Annotated in this window: 20 protein-coding genes; 6 read left to right on the top strand and 14 right to left on the bottom strand. The window is 67.7% G+C overall.

Annotated elements, in window-relative coordinates; all coding sequences use genetic code 11:
* Nucleotides 1-52: 52 nt before the first annotated feature.
* Complete coding sequence (locus tag EI73_RS05010; protein ID WP_034384795.1) at nt 53-682, bottom strand: Crp/Fnr family transcriptional regulator; 630 nt, start codon at nt 680-682, stop codon at nt 53-55.
* Nucleotides 683-803: 121 nt separating this feature from the next.
* A complete protein-coding gene (locus EI73_RS05015; protein WP_034384796.1) occupies nt 804-1,718 on the bottom strand; it encodes a histone deacetylase in 915 nt (304 codons plus the stop codon).
* Between the two features lie 117 nt (nt 1,719-1,835).
* Between EI73_RS05015 and EI73_RS05020 the strand changes: the two genes are divergently transcribed.
* Complete coding sequence (locus EI73_RS05020; RefSeq protein WP_034384797.1) at nt 1,836-2,744, top strand: carbohydrate kinase; 909 nt, start codon at nt 1,836-1,838, stop codon at nt 2,742-2,744.
* A gap of 10 nt (nt 2,745-2,754) precedes the next feature.
* Here the strand turns inward: EI73_RS05020 and EI73_RS05025 are convergent, their stop codons facing one another.
* From EI73_RS05025 to EI73_RS05045, 5 genes are all read right to left on the bottom strand, one after another.
* Nucleotides 2,755-3,891, bottom strand: coding sequence for an HD-GYP domain-containing protein (locus EI73_RS05025; protein ID WP_051935416.1), 1,137 nt, complete (start codon nt 3,889-3,891; stop codon nt 2,755-2,757).
* 83 nt (nt 3,892-3,974) lie between these two features.
* Nucleotides 3,975-4,337 (bottom strand): aspartate 1-decarboxylase, encoded by a 363-nt coding sequence (gene panD, locus EI73_RS05030; RefSeq protein WP_156103465.1) that lies wholly within the window; start codon nt 4,335-4,337, stop codon nt 3,975-3,977.
* A 78-nt stretch (nt 4,338-4,415) separates the two neighbouring features.
* Nucleotides 4,416-5,966: an NFACT family protein gene (locus EI73_RS05035; protein WP_034384799.1), complete on the bottom strand. Its 1,551-nt coding sequence runs from the start codon at nt 5,964-5,966 to the stop codon at nt 4,416-4,418.
* A 34-nt stretch (nt 5,967-6,000) separates the two neighbouring features.
* Nucleotides 6,001-6,891, bottom strand: coding sequence for a MerR family transcriptional regulator (locus EI73_RS15855; protein ID WP_197050741.1), 891 nt, complete (start codon nt 6,889-6,891; stop codon nt 6,001-6,003).
* 103 nt (nt 6,892-6,994) lie between these two features.
* Nucleotides 6,995-9,526, bottom strand: coding sequence for an outer membrane protein assembly factor (locus tag EI73_RS05045; protein WP_034384801.1), 2,532 nt, complete (start codon nt 9,524-9,526; stop codon nt 6,995-6,997).
* Between the two features lie 252 nt (nt 9,527-9,778).
* On the opposite strand from EI73_RS05045, the gene EI73_RS05050 reads away from it, so the two are divergent.
* Together EI73_RS05050 and EI73_RS15610 are read left to right on the top strand one after the other, a co-directional pair.
* Entirely contained in the window at nt 9,779-10,435 is a 657-nt protein-coding gene (locus EI73_RS05050; protein WP_034384802.1) for a YggS family pyridoxal phosphate-dependent enzyme, read from the top strand.
* A complete protein-coding gene (locus EI73_RS15610) occupies nt 10,432-11,199 on the top strand; it encodes a DivIVA domain-containing protein (RefSeq protein ID WP_051935417.1) in 768 nt (255 codons plus the stop codon). The genes EI73_RS05050 and EI73_RS15610 overlap by 4 nt, the downstream gene beginning before the upstream one ends.
* A gap of 17 nt (nt 11,200-11,216) precedes the next feature.
* Here EI73_RS15610 and EI73_RS05060 read toward each other — a convergent pair whose 3' ends face one another.
* The gene (locus tag EI73_RS05060; protein ID WP_034384803.1) at nt 11,217-12,203 is read right to left on the bottom strand and encodes a potassium channel family protein; all 987 of its coding nucleotides are present in this window, start codon (nt 12,201-12,203) and stop codon (nt 11,217-11,219) included.
* A gap of 58 nt (nt 12,204-12,261) precedes the next feature.
* On the opposite strand from EI73_RS05060, the gene EI73_RS05065 reads away from it, so the two are divergent.
* The gene (locus EI73_RS05065; RefSeq protein ID WP_034384805.1) at nt 12,262-13,506 is read left to right on the top strand and encodes a cytochrome P450; all 1,245 of its coding nucleotides are present in this window, start codon (nt 12,262-12,264) and stop codon (nt 13,504-13,506) included.
* Nucleotides 13,507-13,544: 38 nt separating this feature from the next.
* Here the strand turns inward: EI73_RS05065 and EI73_RS05070 are convergent, their stop codons facing one another.
* Nucleotides 13,545-14,234: a hypothetical protein gene (locus EI73_RS05070; protein ID WP_034384806.1), complete on the bottom strand. Its 690-nt coding sequence runs from the start codon at nt 14,232-14,234 to the stop codon at nt 13,545-13,547.
* 39 nt (nt 14,235-14,273) lie between these two features.
* Nucleotides 14,274-14,477: a helix-turn-helix domain-containing protein gene (locus tag EI73_RS05075; RefSeq protein WP_034384808.1), complete on the bottom strand. Its 204-nt coding sequence runs from the start codon at nt 14,475-14,477 to the stop codon at nt 14,274-14,276.
* Nucleotides 14,478-14,725: 248 nt separating this feature from the next.
* Here EI73_RS05075 and EI73_RS05080 point away from each other — a divergent pair, with 248 nt between their 5' ends.
* Complete coding sequence (locus EI73_RS05080; protein WP_034384810.1) at nt 14,726-15,496, top strand: DUF554 family protein; 771 nt, start codon at nt 14,726-14,728, stop codon at nt 15,494-15,496.
* Between the two features lie 214 nt (nt 15,497-15,710).
* On the opposite strand, the gene EI73_RS05085 is transcribed toward EI73_RS05080, so the two are convergent.
* Nucleotides 15,711-16,106: a hypothetical protein gene (locus EI73_RS05085; RefSeq protein ID WP_034384811.1), complete on the bottom strand. Its 396-nt coding sequence runs from the start codon at nt 16,104-16,106 to the stop codon at nt 15,711-15,713.
* Between the two features lie 183 nt (nt 16,107-16,289).
* Between EI73_RS05085 and EI73_RS05090 the strand changes: the two genes are divergently transcribed.
* Nucleotides 16,290-17,534 (top strand): DUF4384 domain-containing protein, encoded by a 1,245-nt coding sequence (locus EI73_RS05090; RefSeq protein WP_034384813.1) that lies wholly within the window; start codon nt 16,290-16,292, stop codon nt 17,532-17,534.
* 221 nt (nt 17,535-17,755) lie between these two features.
* On the opposite strand, the gene nspC is transcribed toward EI73_RS05090, so the two are convergent.
* The 3 genes from nspC to rpe all read right to left on the bottom strand — a co-directional run bounded on the left by nspC (nt 17,756) and on the right by rpe (nt 20,448).
* Complete coding sequence (gene nspC, locus EI73_RS05095; protein ID WP_034384815.1) at nt 17,756-18,985, bottom strand: carboxynorspermidine decarboxylase; 1,230 nt, start codon at nt 18,983-18,985, stop codon at nt 17,756-17,758.
* 66 nt (nt 18,986-19,051) lie between these two features.
* Nucleotides 19,052-19,762, bottom strand: coding sequence for a 2-phosphosulfolactate phosphatase (locus EI73_RS05100; RefSeq protein ID WP_034384817.1), 711 nt, complete (start codon nt 19,760-19,762; stop codon nt 19,052-19,054).
* Nucleotides 19,759-20,448: a ribulose-phosphate 3-epimerase gene (gene rpe / locus EI73_RS05105; RefSeq protein ID WP_369699455.1), complete on the bottom strand. Its 690-nt coding sequence runs from the start codon at nt 20,446-20,448 to the stop codon at nt 19,759-19,761. Before rpe ends, EI73_RS05100 begins: the two co-directional genes overlap by 4 nt.
* Nucleotides 20,449-20,525 lie beyond the last annotated feature (77 nt).

Below are 20,525 nucleotides of genomic sequence, written 5' to 3' on the forward strand. Positions count from 1 at the left end.
GCGGCGAAACACCCAGAACAGGCAGCGCTTCGGCCCCGCGTCCTGCGTGCTTCTATTCCTCGTGATACCCGCTCAGCGCTCGCAAGCCCGCCTCGTCCGTCAGGGTCAGGCAGCGGTAGGCGGGCGTGAGGAGGCCGTCGTCTCGCATCTCGCCGATCAGCTTGCTGACGCTTTCACGGGTGGCGCCGGTGCCTTCGGCAATCAGTTCGTGGGTGGCGCGCACAAAGCGCATTCCGTTGCCGTGCCGCCCGCCCAGGCTGCTGTCCGCCAGATTCAGGAGGTAACGGGCGATGCGTTCGCGCAACTCACCGTCCTGGATATGAACGCCGTCGGTCATCACGCGCTGAAGCTGGGCGCTGAGGCTGCGGGTCACCTCCCACAGTTCGGCGTTGCCGAGGCTCTGGGGATGCAGGGCCGTGACGCTCGCGTCAGACAGCGCTGTCACCTGGTGCCCGCGCGGCAGGCCGTGCAACACCTCCTCCCCAAAGATGTCCCCCGGCCAGATGTGCCGGACGGTGAGGGTGCGGCCCTGGGCGGTCAGGCGCACTGCGCGCAGCAGGCCGCTTTCCAGTCGGTAGAGGTTGGGCGCGGGGTCGCCCGCGTGATACAGCGTGTCCCCCCGGCGCAGGGGGCGGCGGTGGGCGGTGTCGAGGGGGGCAGAAAGGTGGGCAGACAGGGTCATGGCACGCTCCTCAAGGGGCAGGGGGCAGGGCGTTAGCGTTCTCACTGTACGAACCTTGAACAAAGCGAAACCGTTCTGCCTCCACTTTGTGAAGTCCTGCTCAACCCGCGTGAACGTCCCGTCAGCCGAAGACCTCGAGGCCGTCGAGCACCGTGCTCGCGTGGGCCTCGACGGTGAGGGCCGGATCGCGGTTGTACCCGCCGGCCAACATGGTCACGACCGGCACGCCTGCCCTTTTGGCCCAGCTCAGCACGGTGCGGTTGCGTTCCCGCACGCCCTCCAGCGTGAGGGCGAAGCGCCCGAAGCGGTCCCCGGCCAGGACGTCGACCCCCGCCAGATACAGCAGCAGCCCCGGGCGAAAGTCATGCAGGGCGGGCAGCACCTGCTCGCGCAGCACCCGCAGGTACTCGCTGTTCTGTACGCCGTCGGGCAGGCCCAGGTCAAGGCTGCTGCGCTCCTTGCGAAAGGGATAGTTGCGTTCGCCGTGCACGCTGATGGTCAGGGCCCGCGTTTCCCCGGCCAGCAGCGCCGCCGTGCCGTTTCCCTGGTGGACGTCGAGATCCAGCACAGCCACCCGCTGCGCCCAGCCCCCATCGAGCGCCACCCGGGTGAGAATGGCCGCGTCGTTCACCAGGCAAAAGCCTTCGGCGCGGTCCCGAAAGGCGTGGTGGGTGCCGCCCGCGAGATTTGCCCCCCAGCCCAACGCCAACGCGTCGTGCAGGGCGGCCAGGCTGCCACCCGCCGCCCGCCGGGCCCGCTCCACCACCTCCGGGCTCCAGGGCAAACCAAAGGCGCGTTCCTCGGCCGCCGTGACCTCTCCGCGCCGCCAGCGCCGCAGCCAGGCCGGGTCGTGGACGCGCGCGGCGTCGGCCCAGCGCAGGGGCGGCGTGTCCAGCACGGGCAGCAGCCCCCTCAGCCGCTCGGCCACCCCCGCGTACTTGTAGGCCGGAAAGCGGTGTCCCTCCGGGAGTGGGAAGGTGTAGGCGGCAGGCGTGTAGGCCCGAAAGGGGTGAGAGAAGGCAACAGGCGCGGACACAAGTTCTAGTCTCGCCCACACAAAGGGCAGGCGCAGCAGCGCCCCATACCTTCTTCGAGCCTTGAACAAGACGCGGCCTTCCGTCCGGGTCCTCTCCCCATCCCGTAGGCTGGTCCCATGAGTGACTCTCTCCCCCTGATCGTGAGCGCCGGGGAGGCGCTGACCGACCTGGTGACGGCTGGAGAAGACCTGTGGCGCGCGCATCCGGGGGGTGCAGGCTGGAATGTGGCGCGGGCCTGCGCGCGGCTGGGCGCCCCCAGCGCTTTTGCTGGAGCGGTGGGCGAGGACAACTTCGGGGACGATCTCTGGCGCGAGAGCGCGGCGGCAGGCCTTGACCTGCGCTTTCTTCAGCGGGTCCCGCAGCCCACCCTGATGGCGGTGGTATACCGGCTCGACCCGCCCGCCTACCGTTTTCTGGGCGAGAACAGCGCCGATCTCCACTTTGATCCCACTCGCTTGCCACCAGGGTGGCTGCAGAGCGCCCGTTGGCTGCACGTGGGCGGGATCAGCCTGAGCCGCTGGCCACTGGCCACTGCCCTGCTGGAACTTGTCGGAGAGGCGCGGGCCTGTGGGGTACGCATCAGCTTCGACCCCAACGCCCGGGTCACGCATCGCCACCCGGACTACCCCGCCGTGTTCGAGGCGGTCGCGCGGCAGGCAGACCTGATCAAGCTCAGCGACGAGGACCTGCGCTTCTTCTTCCCGGTCCTGTCCGAAGAGGACGCGCTACGGCAGCTGCGTGGTCTGAATGCCCGCTGCCCCATCGTCATCACGCGTGGGGCCAGGGGCGCGACCCTGTATCAACCGGCGGGCCGCGCAGACGTACCCGCCGTGCCCGTGCAGGTCGCCGATACGGTTGGGGCGGGAGATGCCCTCTGCGCCGGGCTCCTGGTCAGCGCCACCGAACGCCCCGAGGCGCTGTGGACAGAACACCTCCGGCTGGGCTTGCAAGCCGCCGCTGCCGCCTGTACTCAAACCGGCGCCTACGCGCCGACCCGCGCTGATCTCGCCGCGCTGCCCGGCTAAGGAGGAGCGCTCAGCTCACCAGGCGCACGTCGTCCTGCTCGGTCATCAGGGCCAGGAACGCGTCGACGTAGTGGGGATCAAAGTGCCGTCCGGCCTGCGCGCCGATCTCCTGTAGAGCGCGTTCGCGCGACCAGGCGGGTTTGTAGGGGCGGGCACTGGTGAGAGCGTCGTAGACATCCACGATCGCAAAGAGGCGAGCGGCCTCGGGGATGTTTTCACCGCAGAGCCCCGCAGGATAGCCGCTTCCGTCCCAACGTTCGTGGTGGTAGCGCACGAGGTCGAGCGTCTCGGCGGGCAGGAAGTGCAGGTCCTGCAGCAGGTCATACCCCTGGGTGGTGTGGCTTTGGATGATGCGGCGTTCCTCGGGGTCGAGGGGACCATGCTTGTACAGGATGCGGTCAGGAATCCCCAGCTTGCCCATGTCGTGCAGGTAGGCTCCCCAGCGCAGCGCCTTGACCCGGTCCTCATCCCAACCCAGCGCCCGCGCCAGCCGCACGCTGAGGCCCACCACTCGGGTGGTGTGGCCACCGGTACCGTCGTCGCGGCGTTCCAGTGCTGCCCCCAGCGACCGGAGGGTGAGGTCATTCGCGTCCCGCAGATCCTGCATGGCCTGCCACTGCCCGAGCTGCGCCCCCAGCAGCCGCGCGAAGGCTGCCGCCGTCTCCCTTTCTTCGTCCCGCCATACCCGGCCAGCGCGGGCCAGGACAAGTAGCCCCAGGTGCCGCTGCGTGCCGTCGTACACCGGAAGGACACACGTATGCCGGCGGTCTTCCGGGCGCAGCAGGGTCAGCACCTCGGCCGCTACCCAGTGGTCGGCCTGCACGCTGCGGCTGTCATTGGCCGCCGTCAGCGCTCGCGTCACCTGCCCTCCAAAACCGCCCTGCCCCGCGAGGATACAGGGCACTCCCTGCTGATAGGCCACAAAGGCGATGTGCGGCGCGACGCGCAGGCCGCCCAGCACCTCTACCGCGACGCGAACGATGGCATGCGTGCCCTGAGCGGAGGCGAGACGTTCACTTCCGACCTGCAACGCGCGCGTGACCTCACGCCTCCAGGCCAACTCGCGCCGCGCCCTCCAGTCGCGCACCAACAGGAACCCCAGCAGTCCAAGCAGGATCAGAAAGAGCCACGGCGGAGGAAGGAACACGGCGCTACGCTACCACTTTTGTAAAGGTAAGCTAAAGTCCACTCGTGTCCCGCTTGGCGGTGGCCAGCGGCAGGAGGTCGGGTTCAGGCAGGCTGGGGGTCGAGGAGGCGGTTTTGGGCGTCCACCAGAACCACGCGCGGCTCGAGGGTGCGGGCTTCTTCCTCGGTAAAGTTGCCATAGGCGGCGATAATCACCAGGTCGCCGGGACGCACCAGGTGCGCGGCGGCTCCATTGATGCCGATCACGCCGCTGCCGCGGGGCCCCTGAAGGGCATAGGTGCTCAGGCGGTTCCCGTTGGTGATGTTGTAGATGTCCACCCGCTCATGGGGCAGGATATCCGCCGCGTCCAGCAGATCCTGGTCGATGGTCACGCTCCCGACGTAGTCGAGGTCCGCCTGCGTGACGGTCGCGCGGTGAATCTTGGCCCTGAACATGATGCGTTCCACAGCCCGGCATTGTACGCGCTGGGGACACGGGGGGACGTGACGGGCATCCGGATTCCTCCACCGCCCTTGTGCTCGCTCCTAGTCCTCGGGCGGCGTTCCGTCCACGAACACCGTCTTCTGACCAGTGTAGTGCACCTGCCCGGCTGGTGCCCCGCGCGGCCGCCAGACGTGCTTGATCCGGGTATAGTCTACCGGCACATTGCTGCTGCCACGCGCCTTGCTGTGGGCGGCGGCAAGCTGCGCGGCATAGAGGATGTCGGGAAGAGAGAGGTCGCGCCCCCCCGTACGGACCAGAACATGGCTGCCGGGATAGCCCTGGGCATGAAACCAGTAGTCCAGGCTGCGCCCGATGCGGTGCGTCAGGGCCGCGTTCTCCTTGTTGTTGCGGCCGACAAGCACTTCGAAGCCGCCCGGCGTGGTGAAGCGCAGACCGTAGGGACTCTTGGCGGGCCGCTCGGCCTGAAGGGTCGCGGAGAGCGCCTCCAACTCTTCCAGGCTCGCCGCTTCCAGCTGCGTGAGCCGCTCCTGCGCCTCCGCCAGCTCGGCGCGCAGGGCGGGTTCACGCTCGGCGAGCCGCTCGTACACCTCCTCGCGTCGGCGGGCGCGGGCATAGCGTTTCTCGGCATTCTGCACCCCACTGAGCTGAGGATCGAGCGTCACCGCCACCTCACCGCTTCCATCAAAAGCCGGGAGCAGGGCAGACGCCGCACCCGGCTCCAGGGTGTGCGCGTAGGCCATCAGCAGGTCGGCCTCAGCGCGGTCCTGGGCAGCGGCGTCCACCCCTGCCTCGGCACGGGCCACGTCCGCAAGCTGGTTCTGAAGCAGGGTCACCCGCTTTTCCAGCGGCTCGCGCAGCGCCTTGCGAAGCTGCGCAGCCTTTTCCACTCGCGCCGCCTCGCGCGCTCCCTCCTGCATCACGCCCTCGCTGACCGTGGGATCATGCACCAGGGAACGCAGAGCAGCGAGCGCCTGGGGCCAGCGTTCGCCTGGGGCCTCGGAGGGGTCCAGGCCTGCGCGGCGCACGAGTTCGGCCCCCAGCAGCGGCCCCAGCCCGTCCAGCCGCTCGCGCCACCGCCCAAGCGGCACACCCGCGAGGGCCTGCGCCTCCGCCTCGGTCAGGGTGCGGGGGTCAAGCTTCTCATAGGGGGGCGGGGGCGTGTACGTTCCGCCCGTTCGCACCGTACGAAAGCGGTTGCGGCTCCCCGTGATCTCGCGCGCGGCCTGCAGGATGCGCCCGCCGAAACCCTCTCCCCCTTCGAGCACCAGCAGATTGGCGTTGCGGCCCGTCACCTCGAAGACGAGACGGGTGGGCGGCTGGTCCACAAAGCCCGTCTCGCCCGCAAAGTGCAGGGCGAACACCCGGTCGAGCTTGAGCTGCTCGGCTTTCACCAGGTCGCCGCGCACTCGGTGAGCCAGAAAGCGCTGAAACGGATTATGCGGCTCGCCGCGCAACCGCTCGCGTGACACGAACACCACGGGTTGGGGCGGGCGATAACTCAGCACCAGGTTTCCGACCCCGTCGAGCAGCAGGGCGGCCGTCGTCTCGTCGGGAAAAACCCAGCCCAGATGGCGGGCGGGGAGGTGCGGCGCGAGCTCACGCAGCACCCGCGCGAGCATCAACCCTTCCATGTGGAAGCCTCGGAAACGGGAAGTCGGCAGCGGTTCACCGGGGCATGGTAGCGGGCCGAGAAGGAGAGGCGCTCAGATTCCGCTGTCCCTGCGGCCTGAGGGGGGCAACCCAGAAGGGGTAAGCCACCTCCAACGCTGGGTCCTGCTCCGCTGCGGGCTGAAGGTAGACCTCACGAGCGGGACGCACTGGAAGGGTGCTTTGCCACTGGAGCGAACGCGCAACTTCATCGTGGGCCCTCAAGATGGTTTGCACCCGCCTCTGCTGCTCTTGGGTGAGCGAGACATAAACCTCCCGGTAGGCAGGTTCTTGCCGGACCGCCATGCCTTTACCGGGTGTCACCCGACCGCAACAAGGAATACAAACTTCCACTGGTCCATCCGCATCCGCACCCACATGACCATAAAAAAGAACATAGGGCGCCGCAGCAAATGGTATGTCCTGAGCAGCTAAATGCTGCTGTAAACGTTGAAACGTTGTAACAATAAAATCTGGCAAGGCTTCTATATTAACCCTTCCTCGAAAACCAAGAACCTGTACCGATGGGACTTCGCGGTCAAAAATCTCAAACATTCGGACCTCCTGTTGACTGAGATGGGCAGTGAGGTAGGCAACAAGACCCTCCTTTTCACTCATCGACTGCTGCAGGCTCTGCCAGTAGCGCTCCAGCACCTTCAGCTGGTCTCCGCGAGGCGCTTGCAACAGTTCTTGAATCTGAGCAAGAGGCATCTCCAATCGCCTGAGTACTCCGATGAGGCGCGCCTGTTCTAGCTGTTGGGCAGCGTAGAAGCGGTAGCCAGTCTCTGGATCAACATCAATGGGTCGCAATAAGCCTAGAGCGTCGTAAAGCCGAAGGGCCTTAGAGGAGAGGCGAGCCAGCCTTGCAAAATGGCCGGTCGTAAGGCGTGGTCCTGAGTGTTCGGTCACGGCCACAGTCTGAAGGTCGCCCCAAGGGCAGAGTCAACGGATCAAGGCAGCCCACCAAAAGAGGCAGGCCCCCGCAGGAAGCCCGCCTCTTCCCTCTTCGCCTTTAGAAGAAGTTTCCGATGCGGAAGTAGAATTTGCCGTTGCCGCTCTGGGGGCTAAAGCCGTAGTCAAAGCGCAGGCTGGGAAGGCGCGCGCCGCCAAAGCCCAGGTTGAGCTGAACGCCAGCGCCGACCCCGTAGTTGAGCTGGAAGGTCTCGCCGCTGTTCCAGGCGTCGCCCGCGTCGGCAAAGAGCACGCCGTAGAGGCCCTGGGTAAAGGAGTTGCTGAGGTTGAAGTCGTAGCGGTATTCGGCGCTCGCGGTGAAGTAGTTGGTGCCAAAAAGCTGGTTGTTGTCCAGGCCGCGAATCTGGTAGGCCGCCGCGGGGGAGCTGCCACCGCCGACGCTGTATCCCGTTCCGCTGGCCGGATTGCCCAGAATGCTTCCCGCGTTGACCCGCACCGCCAGGGCCTGTTGGCGGGTCTGCACACCAAAGCCCTTGTCGAGGGTGCGGCCCAGGCCCAGGTAGGTGCTCGCACCGCCCTGCACGTCCGTCCAAGCCACCGGGGTCGTGCCGGACACGCCGAAGTTGTAGGACGCCTCGGTGTTGGCGCGCACGCCGCGGCTGGGGAACTCGGGGTTGTCGGTGGTGTCGTAGTTCAGGGTACCGCTGACGTTGGTGATGCGGCTCGTCGGCGGAAGGAGCGCCTGGGCCTGCGCGTCGGTGTAGCTGCTCTGCTCGTCTCCCTTCAGGGGTTCGAGGAAGTAGGTGCGGTAGCTGAAGCCCGTTCCCAGCGATGCAGCCAGATTCTGGGTAAGGTTGCGCCCGGCCCGCACGCTAAAGCCGGTGCTGCGAACGGTGTACTGACGGCCGGTGTCCACGGCGCTGCCGCTGCTCTTGTCGTTCAGGGTGAGGTTTCCGGCCACCGAGCTGCCCACCGAGGTGCTGAGGCTGGTGCGGTTCTCACGGAAGTCGAGGAAATTCAGGTCCAGCCAGGGAATGGTGTAGGACACGTTGCCGTACCAGTTCTGACCGGCGTCATTCTGCTGAGCTCCTGCCGTCACCGCGAGGTTGTGACCGAGGCCAAAGACATTCGGGTTGGAATAGGAGGCTTCGCCGCTAAAGCCGGTCAGGCTGTCGTAGCCCGCACTCAGGCCCAGCGGGATACCCTGGCTACTCTCGGCCAGCGTGAGGACGTAGGTGACGTTCTCCGGATTCTGGGGATCGCTGCGAACATTCTCGCCCACGACCTGCACGTAGCCCAGGCGGCTCACGCGCGCGAGGCCGGCGCGCAGGTCATTGAGGTTAAAGAGGCCGCCGGGAGCGGGCAGCTCGCGCAGAATGACGCGGTCCTGGGTCCGGTGCCGCCCCTGCCACTGCAGCTCGTAGCCGCTGAGGCGCACCTCGCGGATGTTAAAGGTAAGGGTTCCCTCGTTGAAGGTGATCGCGTCGCGGGTGCTGATTTCAAACCCCGCCTTGCGGTAGACGTCGCGCAGGGCCAGGAAGTCCTCCTGGGCGAGCTGCGGGGAGTACACGTCCCCCACCTTGGTCTTGATGGCGGCGGCGAGCGTCGCCGTCGGCACGCGGGTGTTGCCCCTAAAGACGATCTGCCGCACCGGACCGCTGGCCACGTCTGCCGCGCCAAAATACACCGCGACCTGGCCGGGGTTTTGGGGGTCGGCCTGCAGCGCGAAGCCCACCGGCTTGCCCGTCTTGTTGGCGAGGGTCCGCACGTCGGCGCGCAGGCGCTCCACCGAGAGGGGCTCTCCCACCCTGGTCTGGAGGGTCACGCCCGTGGGGTCGATCCCGTCAAAGTTCACACTGGCCGCGCGGCCCTCCACCACGCGCACGCGCAGCACCCCGTTTTCCAGCGTGCTGGCCTGAACATTCACGCCGCTCTGCACGTAGCCGGCGGCGTCATACGCCTGCTGAAGCTGCTGCACGGCCCCGTAGTAGGCGGGCACCGTGAACTTGCGGGCGTCGTAGAGCGGCTTAAAGATGTTGGTGACCGTGGAGGCGGGCAGCAGGGTCACGCCCTCGACCTCCACCCGAGTGAGGGGAGCCGTCTCGTCCACCACAAAGCTGACGGTGACGGTGCCGTCCGAGTTGGTTTTGGTGGTCGCGCTGATGCTGGGCGTAAAGGGGAAGCCCTCCGAGCGGTAGTTCTGCGCCAAGGCTTCCTTGGCCTGGTCAATGCGCTGGGTGTTCAGCGTGGCGCCGGGCGCGATGTTCAGCAGCTCCGCGACGCGTTCCTTAAAGGCTTCGGGGGCCAAAAAGGTCAGGCCGCTCACCTCCACCGTCTTGATGGTGGCATTGGGCGTGACCCTGATCACCAGCGTGTCGCGGCCACCAATGGTCCGCAGTTCGGCGGTCGCCGCCTTGAAATAGCCGCTGGCGAGCACGTCCTGCTCAACCTGGCGCAGGTTGACACTGGAAAGGGGCGCGCCGGGCTGAATACTCAGCACGGCCTTGACGTAGTTGGCAAGCAGGTCGGTGGTGCCGTTCACGACCACGTCCTGCACCGTTCCGGCCTGCTGCGCGAAGGCGACGGGAGCGGCGAGGAGGAGGGTCAGGGCGAGCGTGTGGGGGTGTCGCATGCGTCTCCTAGTGTTGCACAGTGGCCCTTTCTCCTGGCGAGAGAAAAGGCGCAGGTGCCTTGCGTCACCTTTCCTGCTCGGCGCCTGAGAAGGGTGAAGGAATGTTGACCGGGTCTCCACCTCTCACGCGCCCGGGAATTCTCGCGCTGGACTTGAGGCCCGCGAGCAAACAGGCCACAATGCCGAACGTGATCCACCCCCTCAGGAGCTGCAGATGAGCTCTCCTCAAGCCCAGCCGGGGAGCGTGTCCGCGTGAGCCTGCCCGACGTCCTTGCGGGCATTCGCGCGGCCGAGCGGGCGGCGGGGCGCGCTCCCGGCAGCGTGCGCCTGGTCGCCGTCACCAAGGGGCACAGCCCGGACGAGATCCGCACCCGTATCCTGGCCCATGCCGCGCTCCAGCCCGGCGGCTTCCCGCTGGCCGAAAGCCGGGGGCAGGAGCTGCGCGACAAGGCGGCCGAACTTTCAGCCGAACGGCCCGAGATCGAATGGCACTTCATCGGGCCGCTGCAGCTGAACAAGGTGAAGTACCTGCGCTCAGTGCGGCTTGTTCACTCGCTGGAGGACGTGCGGCAGGCCCGCGCCCTTGCGGAGGCGGGGGCGAAGTGGGGCCACGCACCCGCCGTGCTGCTGCAGGTGCACAACGGGGAGGCGCAGAAGCACGGCATTCACCCGCAGGCGCTGCGCAGCGTTTACGCTGAAGTGGTGCAGACCGGACTGGACGTGCGGGGGCTGATGGTGATGGCCCCCGAGGGGGACGCGGACGCCGCGCGGCGGATCTTTAGGGACACCGCCGAGCGCGCCCACGACCTCGGCCTCCCGGAACTCAGCATGGGCATGAGCGGCGACTACCCGCTCGCCGTGCAAGCAGGCGCGACCCTGGTGCGCGTCGGAAGGAGCCTTTTTTCATGAGCCAGCACATGAATCCGCACAAGCACGAGCCCCTCACCCCCCTCGACATCAGCCAGCGGCAGTTTCCGGGGCGCCCCGGCGGTTACGACCGCGCGGGCGTACGGGCCTTTTTGGAACAGGTGGCCGACCAGGTCGAAGCGCTGCTGCACGAGCGCCAGGCCCTGCTTGCTCGGGTGGAGGACCTGGAACGCGAGCTTGAAGAGCGCCGCCAGGCAGAAGATGAGATCCGGCGAGCCGTGGTGGCGGCCGAGCGCATCGGGCATGACCTGCGGGAGAACGCGGCTCGGCAGTGCGAACTGCTGCTCTCGCAGGCGCAGCAGCGACGAGAGGCGCTGGACCGCGAGGCGGAGGCCCGGCAAGCCGAACTGGAAGCCAGCCATCAGGCCCGAATGCAGGAACTGGAAGCCGCCTTCCGCGGGCGCTTTGCAGACCTGGAAAGCGAGTACCACCAGCTCACCCTAGAACGCGACCGAGCACACGCCGAGCGGACCGTGTACCTGGAGCGCGCCTTTCATGAGCGCCACGCCGAGCTGACGGCCCGCCTGAGCGCTGTTCGCACCGAGTACACCCAGTTTGTCAGCCAGTACCGCGCCCTGGTGCAGTCCTTTGCCGAACTCAGTGCCCGCCATCTCCCCGCCGAGGAGGACCTGAGCCTGCCGGCCACCACGCTGCCTGGCCGCCCCGCTTCGCTGGCGCTGGATGTCCCGCTGGCCGGAGAGGACTCGAATGGCCTTGCTCGGCGGGACGAACAGTCCTTTGCCTAACTGGGCGCCGGGAGCGTTCAGCGCTCCACCTGAGACCAGGAAAAGCCGCCACCCTCGGCCATTCGGCGCAGCAGGCGGCGGCGTTCTGTCAGGGCGGCAAAGCGGGCCTCGACCTCTGCGCTGGGGCGGAGCGGCAACCCGGCTTCGCGCAGCGGCGTGAGGTCGGGCAGGGGCGGGGGCGCGAGGTTGAGCCCCGGCCGCAGGCGGCGGTAGGTATCCAGGAGGCTGTCGATGGACGCGCGCACCACCCGCAGCCGCTTGGGCGGGGGCACGTCCAGCGCAAACTCGATCAGGTGCAGGGCTTCGTCGAGGGCGGGCAGCGCGAGTTCCAGGGCCTCTGCCGGAAGAGCGGTGTGAAAGCGGTGGAGGGCAGGGTAGTTCCAGTGCTGCACGTCCAGCGAAAGCAGACTCGCCTCGACATCGTCGAGCAGGCCCTGGAGGCCCTTGGGATGGTCATGCCAGGCGGTCAGCACCAGACCCTGTGCCGTCGCGCCCGACCGGTGCAGCCGCAGCGCGAAGATGCGCCGGGCCTCTTGGGCCTGCGCGAGCGGCACGATAAAGGTGATCGCAAACGTGATCAGAATAAAGCCGTTGAGCGCGGTCAGGTCCGTGAGCAGTCGCCAGCCGGTGTACACCGCCCTCAGGTCGCCCAACCCCAGGGTGGAGAGGGTATAGCCCACGAAATACACCACGTCCCAGGGGTCCGCAGGCGTGCCGGTCGAAGCCCCCACCAGCGCGCCGGGCCTCGACAGGAAGATCAGCGTCCACCCCAACCAGGTGAGCAGCAGCCAAACCACGAACGTGCCGATCACCAGGGTCAAGCCCGACCAGACCAGCGGTCCGCGGCGGCCCGTAAGGCGCGAAACTCCCCGCAGCGCGGAATGCAGCGCGTGGTGTACCGAGCGCGTCAAGGGGCTCTCGCCGGACTGCATGGCACCAGCCAGGGCTTCTCCCAGCGCCAACAGAATGAGCAGCGTGCCGGGAAGCCACAGGAGAAAACCCACTCCTGCATTCTGCCAAACGGTGAGGCGGCCCGAGGTCCAGCTGCTCTACGCTAGACCCATGGCCCTCCCCACATTCACGCTGCCCCTTCACGATCCGGCCTTTGTGCGTGACCCGTATCCCCTGCTGGCCCAGCTTCGTGAAGAAACCCCCGCCTTTCGTGATCCGGTGCTTCAACGCGTCTTTTTGACCCGGTATGGGGACATCGCGGCGCTGCTGCGGGACCGCCGCTTTGGCCGCAGCGTGCTTCACCGCTATTCGCGGGATGAGCTGGGCTGGCCGCCCCCTGACCCTCGCCAGGCGAACTTTGACGCCTTTAATACCAACCACCTGCTGGACAGCGAGGGCGACAAGCACACCCGCCTGCGTTCCCTGGTGGGTCTGGCCTTTACGCCCCGGCGGGTGGAGAGCCTCACCGCGCGCATCACGGCGCTGCTGGACACGCAGCTTCGCCAGCTGGCCGCAGCGAGCAGCTTCGATCTGGTGGCCGACTACGCCGAGCCGCTGCCCGTCACGGTGATCGCGGAGCTGCTGGGCGTGCCCGAGTCCGAACGCGGGCAGCTCCGGCCCTGGTCGGCGGCCATCGTGCGCCTGTACGAACCGACGTACACCCCGCAGGAACAGGCCGCCGCCGAACGGGCCGTGCTGGAATTCAGCGCCCTGCTGCGTGACCTCGCGCGGGCGCGGCGTACCGTACCGCAAGACGACCTCATCACGGCCCTGGTACAGGTCGAGGCAGAGGGCGACCGCCTCACCGAGCAGGAGCTGATCGACACCTGCATTCTGCTGCTCAACGCCGGGCACGAGGCGAGTGTGAATGGCCTCACCGCCGCCGTGCTGGTGCTGCTGCGGGCGCGGACGCACTGGGAGGAATTGGCGCGCGCGGCCCCGCACGCGGAGAGCCTGCCATTTTTTCGCAGCGCGCTGGAAGAACTGCTGCGCTTTGACACGCCGCTTCCCCTCTTTGAGCGGTACGTCCTGGAAAGCCTCACCCTGCACGGTGAACCCCTGCGGCCCGGGGAGAAAGTGGGGCTGCTGTACGCGAGCGGCAACCGCGATGGACGCCGCTTCGAGGCCCCTGACCGGCTCGACCTGACCCGAACGCCCAACCTACACCTCACCTTTGGCCTGGGAACGCACTACTGCCTGGGCGCGCCGCTGGCCCGTCTGGAGCTGGCCCTGAGCCTGCGGGCACTGGCACGGGCCTTTCCACAGCTGCGGCTACGTGACCCCGAGGCCGACCCGGACTACGTGGGCGGCTTCGTGATTCGCGGGCTCCGAAGGCTGGACGTGGTGCCGGGGTAACACCGGGGAAAACACGTGGGGCAGCTCCGGCCAACGGCCTACCGCGCTGGCCACCACCCCTCGCCAAGCGCACCTGCGGCCGCTTCTGCGCGGGCTTCCTCCTCGCGGCCGAGCACCCACAGCGCCCCCACGCGAGCGGGGCTCCCTGGAAGGCTACGGGATAGGGCTTTGGCCGCAGTGCGTGCCGCCTTGGTCGGGCTGCCCAGCTTTGCCTGCGCTTGCGCAAGAACCGCCAACAGGTGCGCTTCTGCCTCCTGCCCGGTGAGTTCCGCGACCCTCAGGCCCTCGGCCAGGGCACGCAGGGCCGCTTTGGGCTCGCTGAGCAGGATCTCGCCGAGCAGAGTGACAGCCGCGACCAGGGCGGCGGCGTCCCCCTCGGCACGGGCCAGGGCGCGGGCGTGCCGAGCGCAGCTGAGGGCATCTCTCTGTCCGGCCTGCCACGCAGCCCGAGCGCGCAACACAGCGGGGCGCGCCGTATCCGGCTGCCCGCGAAGCTCGGTCAGGGCCTGCGCGGCCTGCCCCAGCCGCAGGTAGGCCGCAGCACGCGTGAGCGGATCGGCTGCCCAGCGCGCGGCCAGCGTGGGCCGCCCCCAGCGCAGGGCCAAAGCCGCCGCCTCATCCCGCTCTTGCGGGGCGGGCTGCCAAGCCTGCAGGGCGGCAAGTGTGGTCTGGTCCCCGCTCACGAGCGCAGCCCGCAGCGCGCCAAGGGACCCTAGGGCGGCCTCCATACCACCCAGCATAGCGGGGCCGCCGGTTCCCGGCAGGACCTAGGCGCTCATTCCGAAATCGAGGCCCAAGAAGCGCCACAGCGAACGCCGGGGCACCCGCAGCCCGCTGGGGTGTTCCACCGCGATCAGGCGGCCATCACGAATCCAGCGGCGCACGGTTCGTTCATGAGTTCCGGTAAAGTCGGCCACCTCGCGAACCTTGAGGAGCTTCGGGAGCGTCTGGAACTGTTCGGCAAGCGTCACGGGAACCTCCGAAAAGCAGACGGGGCCGCGCGAAAGCAGCCCCGACGACGTTCTGGATTGTGACCGACCAGCAGCGTACCCGGGCCGCCACCCGCCAGGGGCGGCAAGACCGGTAGACGAGCAGGCAGACAGGTCAACTTGTCGGCAGCGTACCACACCGCAGGTCAGCAGGCCGTCAAGCCTAAAGGCCAGGTGGAGGCGGGGCGTTCCCCACCCAGGCACCGCCTCGCCTCACGTACCGTAGGAACGTGAGTCTCCTCGCGCAACTGTCCGGCACCCTGATCAACGTCACGACTGTCCTCCTGGGTACCCTGCTTGGCCTCACGTTGGGGGGGCGGCTGCCCGAGCGTACCCAGCGCACGCTCCTTCAGACCCTCTCGTTGGTGACACTCTTTATCGGGCTGGATATGGCCGGTCACCTCAACCGCGTGACGGGAGGGAGCATTCCCGGCGTGATCCTCGCGCTGATCGTCCTCGCGCTGGGTGCCGTCGCCGGGGAGGCGCTCGGCATCGAAGAGGGCCTCTTGCGGCTGGGCGACACGCTGCGCCGGCGCTTCCGGGGCGGGGGGCGCTTTACGGAAGGCTTCGTGGCCGCCAGCCTGCTGTTTTGCATCGGCCCGATGACGGTCGTCGGCGGGCTGCAAAACGGCCTGACCGGCGACGCCTCCACCTATGTGCTCAAGGCGACGCTGGACGGCATCGCGGCGCTGGCGCTGGCAGGAGCGTACGGCATCGGCGTAGGCTTTAGCGCCCTGACGGTGCTGCTGCTGCAGGGTGGCCTCAGCCTGGCGGCGGGTACGTTTGCAGCGGGCCTGCTTGGCGGAGCGGACCCAACCGTGCTCAGAACCAACCCCTATGTGCTGCTGATCACAGGCGTCGGCGGCCTCACCATTCTGGGCATCTCGTGGAACCTGATGCTCTCCGGCCTGGGTTGGGAAGACCGCCGGGTCCGCGTCGGCAGCCTGTTGCCCGCGCTTCTGCTCGCGCCGCTGGCGCTGTGGGTCGCGGGGCAGTTCTAGGCCTCCCAGCGCACACGGCTACCGCTCCGGCGCACGCTTGCTCCACCCTGGGTTCAGCGGCGCCCGGTAGAGAAACACCGGGACCAGAAAGAGCAGCAGAGCCCAACCACCCAGCCCAGCGGCAGCTTTCGGGCGGCGCTTATACCGAGAAGAAAAGAACACGGAGCCTCCTTGTTCGGGGATTACCAAATTTGGCCTTTGCCGAACCACTCGTCTACCGCGCCCCCTTGACCCGCGCTGCCCACCACGTCCGCACCCACTCGCGGAAGGCGGGGTACTTGGAGCCGAGGAGAACCCGGACCTTGCGGTCCTTTTCTGTGCGGAGGGCAGCGATGCGGGCGTTGAGCCGCGCGGCCTCCTGACGGCCGATCACTTCCCTTCCCGCCTGCGCGGAGGCCGCCTCGCTCTGGGCCAGGCGACGCAGCGCCGCGACCTGTGCGGGCGTTAAGGCCAGGTCGCGGGAGAGGCGCCGGCTCGCTTCGCGGCCCGAGGGCAGGACAAAGAGGCGCACCAGCACTGGGCTTTGTGGCCAGGGATCGGCGGAAAGGGACGCGGCCTGCACGCCGGGGGGCAAGAGCAGCAGGGCGAGAACCAGGAGGAGAGGATTCATCTCCCCAGGGTACGCCCCAGCCAGCTGAGGCGGCGGTCAGGGACGGCTCACCCGCCTCCCACGCGGGCAGAAGGAGCTTAAGGGCACATTTAGTTCCGTCTACCACAGCGTTTTCTGAGTCTGACTATCAGTGACCGGTCAGCTTCGGTCCGTACGCTGGCGACCATCACAAGGAGGCAGGACATGCGGAAAACTCCCGGTAGTCACCTCAAAGGCCTGCTGGCTGTGACGGCCCTGCTCGGTCTGAGCGCGGCCACCGCCGCCGGACCAGGCAGGATCAGCGCGCAGAGCATCATCGTGAACCCGGTGCAGACCGGTTTGGACGTGCAGGTGTGGGTGAACAAGGACGCCAGCGGCCGCGGCAACCCGGTCTACCGCAGGGGCGAAAGCATCCGCATCGGCGTTCAGACGAACGCTGACGCCTACGTGTACCTCTTCAACGTGAACGCGAACGGCGCTGTCGACCTGTTTTTCCCCAACCGCTACGAGGAGAGCAACTTCGTGCCGGGGGGCGTGACCCGAGTCTTCCCGGCGCAGGGCGCGAGGTACACGCTGACTGTGGGCGGCCCGAACGGCCAAGACCGACTTCTTGCCCTGGCGAGCACGCAGCCGCTGAATCTGAACGACATCGCCCGCTTCGTGGAGGAGGAAGGCTTCGCGCAGGTGCGCGTGCAGGGGCCGGAGAACCTAGCCCAGGCGCTGAACACCGCCCTGACCCCCCTGCCGCAAGACGGCTGGGTAACGGACGTGGTGACGTTCCGGGTGGGCCAGGTGGGAAACAAGCCGGGCGCCACCGGCACCGTCACCACGGCGCCCACCCCGCCCGCCCCGCTTCCGCCCGCTCCCGAGCAGCCCGTGACACGCATTCAGCCCGGCGAGAAGGCGGACGGCTCTTTCGACCAGGCGATGGTGGAGGCGTATGGCCGCCTAAAGGGACCGGAATCCCTGGGTGAGGCCACAAGCTACGCTGCGCCCTGGGGCGACGGCCTGTGGCAGAAGTTCCGGGGGGTCGCGGCCTACGGGGACGCGGTGCTGCTGCACGCGAACGGCTCCAGCCGTGCCTACGCTGTCCACGGCCGCATCCTCGAACGCTACCTGGCCCTCGCCCGCGCCGAAAACGGCGGCACTCGTCCTCCCAGTCGGTTGGGCTGGGCAGCGGGCGACGAAAAGGTCATCCCCCGCAACCTGTACGGCACCAGCGGTCTCTACGGCTTCTTCCAGAACGGCGCGCTCTACAGCACCGAGAAGTACGGCACCTTTTGGCTGCAAGGGAACGTTCTCCGGACGTACCAGGGCCTGGGCGGCAGCGGCTCCTTCCTGGGCTTTCCCACACGCGACCAGTACCTGCTGAACGGGGCCTGGGCCGCCGACTTCGAAGGCGGCAGCCTCCGCACCGTGAACGGCGTGGTCAAGGTGTACCGCAAGTGACGCTCTTTCGCTGACCCTCCGCGCTGGAGGTGACTGGCTCGGCCCCACCTCCGGCCTGACTTCTCCCGCGCCCTGCGCCGCAGCAGGCCGGGTTTCAATCGGCGCGCGGCCGGGCGGTGAGCCCCGCCCCCCGCGCACGGCCCTTCGCCCCCCAGTTCCCCAGGTGTTCCAGCAGAACAGCGCCCCCAGCCGGGAGTGGCGGGGGCGCTGTTCTGGGCCCGTCAGCTCAACTTTGCCTTGAATTCCTCGTAGCCGAAGGTCTTGACCCGCTCGTACCGGCCGTCTTCGTGCAGAATGCCGATCTCCGGATGCTTGACGCCGTTGAAAAAGGTTGTCTTGACCATCGTGTAATGAATCATGTCGTCAAAGACCACTCGGTCCCCCACGTCCAGGGGATGGTCAAAGACGTATTCGCCCACCACGTCCCCGGCCAGGCAGGTCGTGCCGCCGATGAGATAGGGGTGGTCGCCGGGTGCGTAGTCGTTGGCCTCCCGGTGCGTTTCCTGCCCTTCGCCGGGGTCGCGCGCGCCCAGGATGCGGGGGCGGTAGGGCATCTCCAGCACGTCAGGCATGTGGGCACTCACCGACACGTCCAGAATGGCGATGTCCTTGACGTTGTGCACCACGTCGAGCACGCTGCTGACCAGCCAGCCGGTCTGCCAGCCGAAGGCGCTGCCGGGTTCGAGGATCACGTGCACGCCCCATTTCTCGCGAAAGGCGCGCACCACGCGGATCAGGCGGGCAAGGTCGTACCCTTCGCGGGTCATCAGGTGACCGCCACCAAAATTAACCCACCGCATGCGGGGCAGAAATTCCCCAAAGGTGCGCTCCACGACCTCCAGCGTGCGCTCGAGCGTGTCAGCGTCCTTTTCACAGAGGGTGTGGAAGTGTAGGCCGTCGATGCCGTCGAGCAGCTCCGGCCGAAACTCGCGCCGCGTCACGCCCAAGCGGGAAAATGGCCCGGCCGGGTTGTAGAGGTCGGTTTCCACCTCGGCGTATTCGGGGTTGATGCGAATGCCCACCTGAAGTTCCTTCCCAGCCGCGCGCGCGGCCTCCACCTGGGGCCGAAACCGCTCCCACTGGGAAAAGGAGTTGAAGACGAGGTGGTCAGCCAGTTCCAGGATGTGCCCGAAGTCCTCCTCGCTGTAGGCGGGCGCGTACACGTGAACCTCGCCGCCCAGCTCCTCTTTCGCCAGCCGGGCCTCGTTCAGGCTGCTCGCGGTCGCGCCGGTGATCCCGTACTCGCGCAGCAGGGGAAACGTGCTCCACATGGCAAAGCCCTTAAAGGCCACGATGATCTGCGCGCCGCTCTCGCGCTGCACGTACGAGATCAGCGCCAGATTGCGCCGCAGCCGCGACTCATCCAGCACAAAGGCCGGGCTGGGGATGGCCTTCCAGTCGATCGTGTCCGTGGGGGTCACGGCGGGCAGGTGAAAGTCGGTGACGGTCATGGGAGACAGGGTAACGGGTCTGGGGCGGGAGGCAATGTTCAGCCGCCTGCGGAAGGCCACGGCGTGTCACCCCACGAAGCGCAGTGCCCCCGGTAGATCCTGAGCCTCGGCAAGGACGGGCACAACGGTACTCGTGCTCACCTGAGCGGCGTAGCGCACGTCCTCGCCCAAGCCCAGGCGAGCGAGGTGCTGGCCGTGGCCGCTGCTGCCCAGGGCCTCGACCGGATTGGCGGCGTTGCGGCGCACGGTGAGGGCGATCCGGGTGCCGTCGTCAATGCTGAAGTCAGCCAGCGCGAGCAGATATTCGGCGAGCACCCCGGCCGCGTACACGTCTTCCAGGCTCACGCGGGCATCCGTCCCGGCACACACGACCGCGATCTCCTCGGTGGCGAGCGCGCGGGCGCGGCGGGCGGCGGCGTGCGCGTTCGTGAGGGCAGCGAGCAGGACGTGCTTACCCGTCTCGGCGGCGACGTGGGCCGCACCCGTGCCGTTGGTCGTGTTCATCACGACGGTCTTGGCGGTGAAGTTCTGCGCGGCGGCCTCCACCGGGCTGTTGCCAAAGTCGAAGCCGGGAAGGGGCAGGCCACCGCGCTCGCCACCGAGCAAGACGCCCTCGGCACGCAGGGAGAGAGCCTTTTCGGGAGTGGCCGTCAACAGGAGGGCGTCCGCGCCCCGTTCGAGGTACGCAATGGCGGTGGTGGTCGCACGCAGCACGTCCACGACGAGGACCACGTCCGGGTAGTTCCCGTGGGGCAGGAGGTCCACCCGCAGCCTCAAGAGAGCGCCTCCCTCAGCCGAGAAAGACCGGCCTGGGGTCCGTCCGAGCCAAAGACACTGCTGCCCGCGACAAGCACCGTCGCCCCCGCCTCGGCCAGCAGGCGGGCATTCTGGGGCGTGACGCCGCCGTCGACCTCCAGCTCAGCGGCGCTCCCCAGCTCGTCCAACCAGCGGCGCAGGGTCCGCACCCGCTCCACACTGCCTGGAAGAAAGCGCTGCCCACCGAAGCCGGGGTTCACGCTCATCACCAGAACGAGGTCCACATCGGCGAGAACGGGGCGCACGGCTTCCAGCGGCGTGCCGGGGTTGAGGGTCACGCCTGCCCGCTTGCCAAGCTCGCGAATCAGGCCAACGGCGCGGTGAACGTGGGGCGTGGCCTCCACATGCACGGTCATCCCGTCGGCCCCGGCCTCGGCAAAGTCGCGCAGATATCGCTCGGGCCGCTCGATCATCAGGTGCACGTCCATAAAGAGGGCACTCGCCCGCCGGGCCGCCGCGAGGATGGGCAGCCCGAAACTGATATTGGGCACGAACAGGCCGTCCATCACGTCCACATGCGCCCAGTCCGCGCCCTCGATCGCGCGCAGTTCCTCGCCCAGCCGAGTGAAATCGCACGAAAGGAGGCTGGGGGCAAGCTTGACACGCTCCCCCAGAAAGGCAGGAGAGGCCGCTTTCTCGGAAATCACGTTCAACATCTTAACATTCCTCATTGAAAAGGCGCAGAGGTGGCTCTCCTCAGTCCCCCTAACGTGCGTTTGGTTGC

Source organism: Deinococcus sp. YIM 77859, assembly GCF_000745175.1.
GTDB lineage: Bacteria > Deinococcota > Deinococci > Deinococcales > Deinococcaceae > Deinococcus.